The sequence below is a fragment of the Novipirellula sp. genome, assembly GCF_041583735.1.
In the GTDB taxonomy this organism is placed as follows: Bacteria; Planctomycetota; Planctomycetia; order Pirellulales; family Pirellulaceae; genus Novipirellula.
The window spans coordinates 1-4,645 of record NZ_JBFHFD010000680.1 but is presented as its reverse complement, the minus strand read 5'-3'; the positions used below and the strand labels follow the sequence as shown (position 1 = coordinate 4,645).

Annotated in this window: 4 protein-coding genes; 2 read left to right on the top strand and 2 right to left on the bottom strand. The window is 56.0% G+C overall.

Annotated elements, in window-relative coordinates:
* On the bottom strand, nt 1–1,224 hold a 1,224-nt coding region (locus tag ABX962_RS30820), incomplete at its 3' end, for a sigma 54-interacting transcriptional regulator (RefSeq protein WP_372725330.1).
* A 221-nt stretch (nt 1,225–1,445) separates the two neighbouring features.
* Between ABX962_RS30820 and ABX962_RS30815 the strand changes: the two genes are divergently transcribed.
* Together ABX962_RS30815 and ABX962_RS30810 are read left to right on the top strand one after the other, a co-directional pair.
* The gene (locus ABX962_RS30815; RefSeq protein ID WP_372725328.1) at nt 1,446–2,030 is read left to right on the top strand and encodes a carboxymuconolactone decarboxylase family protein; all 585 of its coding nucleotides are present in this window, start codon (nt 1,446–1,448) and stop codon (nt 2,028–2,030) included.
* 54 nt (nt 2,031–2,084) lie between these two features.
* Complete coding sequence (locus tag ABX962_RS30810; RefSeq protein WP_372725326.1) at nt 2,085–2,555, top strand: DUF1348 family protein; 471 nt, start codon at nt 2,085–2,087, stop codon at nt 2,553–2,555.
* A gap of 92 nt (nt 2,556–2,647) precedes the next feature.
* Here ABX962_RS30810 and ABX962_RS30805 read toward each other — a convergent pair.
* On the bottom strand, nt 2,648–4,645 hold a 1,998-nt coding region (locus ABX962_RS30805; RefSeq protein WP_372725324.1), incomplete at its 5' end, for a TolC family protein.

Sequence of the window (4,645 nt, the reverse complement as noted above, 5' to 3'; positions counted from 1 at the left end):
CTGTGCGAGCAGATGCCCGGCTAACAAGGGAATGTCCTCTTTACGTTGACTCAGCGGCGGCAACTCGATCGGAAACACGCTCAGTCGATAGTACAGATCACTGCGGAACCGGCCTTCATCGCTTTCGTTTTTCAAATCTCGATTCGTCGCGGCGATGATGCGAACATTCACGCGGCGTGTTTGCTGTTCACCAATTCGCTCTAGCTCACCTTCCTGCAACACTCGCAATAACTTGCTTTGCAGATCAAGCGGTATCTCACCGATCTCATCGAGGAACAACGTACCTGCATCGGCCAATTCGAAACGGCCGACTCGATCACGCACGGCGCCGGTGAAGCTGCCTTTGGTGTGACCAAAGAACTCACTGTCGTACAACTCGCGAGGGATCGCGGCGCAGTTGACCTTGATAAGCGGCCGTTCGCTGCGTGAGGAACGCCGATGAATCTCGCGGGCAACCAGTTCTTTGCCGGTCCCACTTTCACCGGTGATCAGAACGGTTGAATCGGTCGGAGCAACCAACTCGATTTGCTCGGCGACCTTTTGCAGCGCCGCACTTTTGCCCACCATGTCTCCGAACGCGTTTCTCGTCCGCACCTCCTCTTGCAAATAGTCGTTCTCCATTTCCAATCGGCGACGAAGCGACTCGATCTCCTCCCATGCCGACGCATTGGCAATCGAAGCGGCCGCGTGATTGGCGATCGTACGCAGCCAATCCAGGTCTTCGTCATTGATGGTGGTTCGGCTGAATACCCCCAGCACGCCGAGGACTTCGCCACGGTACACCAGCGGTTGGCCGCCGAAACCTCGAATCCCTTCTGCCCTAGCCCATTCCGGGTGAACCAGCCAATCGGGCTGGCCTAATAGATTCCCGACCTCTAGTGGTTCGCCGGTCGCTGCGATCCGGCCTACTTTGCGAACGCCGATCGGAAAACGCCGAAACGCACCGTCGGTTCGCGAGAACTTTCGCTGCGGATCCACTACCGAGGCACCGGCGCTGGCTACCAAATGCAGACATCGGGTTTGATCGGGACACTCCTGACGCAACGGACAGGTCTCACAACCGGCGCCGGGTCGAATCAGCCAAATCCTCGCCAATGCCACCGCTGGCGACGCGGCAATGCGATCAACAATCAAGTTTAGCGCATCATCCACCTGCAGCCGCTGAGCCAACTCTAACAGCAGCGTTTTGGGCTGATCGATAAGGGGCGTCTTTTCTTCGAGCATTCGCAAAAAATACACGACATTTCGTCAATCGCAAGCGATTTTTCGTGAATCCACGATATCTCGTTGCGTTCGCCAGCCGCGTAGAATCAACGCAAACAGTTTACGGCAAACGACTTACGATTTTCCACACAATTTGGTCCGAGACGTGCCTAGGGAAACGGTGACGAGCAGTGGCTTTCACTGTTTGCAGTTTTCAAAACCCTGATATGAGGAACGAAGCAATGACCCGAATCAGCCCCATCGACCCTGCAAAGGCAACCGGCCCCGCCAAAGCACTGCTCAACGGCGTGCAGTCCAAACTGGGTATGATCCCGAACATGATGTCGACGATGGCCAACTCGACGGCTGTCTTGGATGCGTATTTGAAATTCAGCAGCGCGCTGGCCGCCGGAGCACTCTCGGCCAAGGATCGCGAGCAAATCGCGCTGGCGGTCGGGCAAGCCAATCAATGCGACTATTGCTTGAGCGCCCATACGGCGATCGGCAAGATGGTCGGGCTGACGACCGACCAGATCCATGACGCCCGATTGGCGAAGTCCGCCGACGCGAAATCCGATGCGATCTTAAAGCTCGCCGCTCGGCTGGTGGAAAAACGTGGCTTGGTCTCCGACGACGAAGTCGCCGAAGCGAAGGCCGCTGGTTTGACTGATGGCGAGATCGCCGAAGTCGTTGCCAACACGGCGCTGAACCTGTTGACCAACTACTTCAATCACGTCGCGGAAACCGACATTGATTTCCCTGTGGCGGAGCCAATCGACGCCGCTGCATCCTGCGGCTGCCAGAGCGATACGTGCAGCGCCGCGTGATCAACCGTTCGATTGGACTACAAACATCAAAGTATCTCGTTGGAGGAAGATCACATGTCAAAACCAACTGACATTCGCCCCCCTTTCACTCGTGAAACGGCGGTGCAAAAAGTCCGAGCTGCCGAGGATGCTTGGAACTCGCGTCATCCAGAACGCGTTTCGTTGGCCTACTCTCAGACCAGTCAATGGCGGAACCGCGAGACGTTTGTCGAAGGACGTCCGCAGATCGTCGAATTCTTGAGAGGAAAGTGGGACCGAGAACAGCAGTACCGTTTGGCCAAACAATTGTGGTCATTCACGGACAACCGAATCGCGGTTCGGTTTCAGTATGAGTACCACGACGAATCGAGAAACTGGTTTCGTGCTTACGGTAACGAAAACTGGGAATTTGATCACGATGGCTTGATGCGACGCCGTGAAGCCAGCATCAATGACTATGCGATCGAAGAATCGGACCGAAAGTTCCACTGGCCACTCGGTCCCCGCCCGGCGGACCATCCCGGCTTGGAAGAGTTTGTCAAATAGTTAGATAGACACTCTCTTATTTTCAAAGTCGGCCGCTACCAACGGCGGCCGACTCGCGGGCAACAGGGCACCGCTTCGATTGAAAAATCGTTTTATTCCGCAGGCGTGTAGATCGCGTGGGTTTGCGTGCTGCCGTTGTGCAAATGGATGCCGACGTCGTCCAACAGCGTGCCCGACTGGGCACTGACCGATACGATCGCTAGCGAGTAGCGAGACAGATCGGCTGCGTATTGACGTTCGGTTTGCAACAGTTCTTCTTGAGCATCGAGCAGGAATTCGATTTGAATCTTGTCCGAATCAAACAACACTTCCGAGGACCGCAAACGATCTTGCGCCGCTTCGTATTGCAACCGCGAGTAGTTCAGTGAAGCGTAGGCGGCATCGACCTCGGCGATCGCATCCTTGATGTCAAATTCGAGGGTTCGCTGCTGTTCGGCCAATAGATTGCGTTCTTTTGCTAACAACAGCGCCGCATTGCGTACCGCCGCACGGGCTTGTCGGCGTCCAGCAGTCACGCCCATCTCGAGCCCGAATTCCCATTCTTGATGATCGCCGGTGAAAAAATCGTCATAAGCACTGCCAAATCGCTGTGAGTCATTCCCTGTCAAATCGTCACCGAAACCACGAAGCCGATAGCGACCGATCATGTCCAATTGAGGCAGCAAAAAGTTCTTCGATGCCACCAACTGCAACTGCTGTTGCTGGACTTTCAAACTTTGCCGCTTCAGTTCGGTCCGATTCGCCAGCGCCTGGTTAAACACACTTTCAAAGTCGAAATGAAACTCCGCTTCGGGGCCGTCTTCGATCGGCTGCAAGACTTGCTCATCGCTAATCGGCAATCCGACCATCCGCCGCAACCGCCGCTCAGTCGCAAACAACCCGGTTTCGGAATCGCCGCCCCCGAGCGCCAATTCGGCTTCACGACAATAGCGATAATACTTCGCTCGTGCCTGAGCCTCTTTGTTTGCCTCGCCCCCATCGACTTGGGCATGGCTGCGAGCCAACACGCTCTGCCAAGTCCGATAGGCAAGATCACGCGCCGCGATGATACTTTCGTAGCTGCGGTATTGCCGTTTCAAATCCCAGTACACCCCGTACAGGTCACGCACGAACGTGCGTACTGCGATTTCAAAATCGGCTTCGGTGATGCGAGTATTCAAACGGGCAATTATGACGCCCTTCGAAAAATTAAAGCCGGGCTGGGCATTTGGTCCCGCGATCGAATTGAACTGCTTGCCTGCGCCTCGCAACAGCGGTTGACGCACCCCGGCTTCGAGCTGGGTTTCCCAGTAACTGGGGAAGCGATTGGCGCTACGATTATTGGCGTCGTATTGTTTGCGGGTCGTCAGATCCCAGGTGGCACCCGAGAGCGTCCGTTTTTGAATCCCAGCGTTAAAGGTTGCATAATCTTGCGTCAACTCTTGGACGTCGCCGCCGAGCGTTGAGTTGTTAAAAACACGATCGTTGTTCTGAGACGTGGCGCTGGCGGAGAGCGTGCTGTCGAAGGCCGCCAACGCGGCTTGCGGTCCAAAAAAAGGATCGCTCGCGGTGATACTGCGGTCATAGATGGTGGTGGCAGATTCGGGCGATTCCAAAATCCGCAGCCCCAACGGACGAAGCACCGGACTTTGCGATAATGCCAAGTGCAGCATCTCGTTTTCGCGGATCGGTCGTGTCGGCAACCCGTTGATGGTGTGGGTCGCCATCGGAAGCGATGTCGCTTGAATCGACGGCAATTCCGAATCATCCGACATCTCTTCGCGCCCGAGCTCCATCGAATCGGCTAGCGGAGTCGAGGCAAGATTGGCCGCTGAGGCTGCGATTGTGGAGGGATGTTGTTTTGGCGAGACGGGCTCGGCTGAGGAAGCAACTTGCGGCGTTTGCGGCGACACGGGCCAATACGATTGCGGGCTACCGAGCGTAACGCCTGAGAGCGACGGTTTTGAACGACTTTCGATTTGCTTGGCGGGCGTTTCCGCATCGCCGGTGGACTTCGCCGTTTTGGGACCTGCTGGACGAATCGGGTACCCAGTCAAGCGAAACGTCGACGCTGCGGTGGATGGGCTGACTTGCTGTGGATCGGCTGTGAT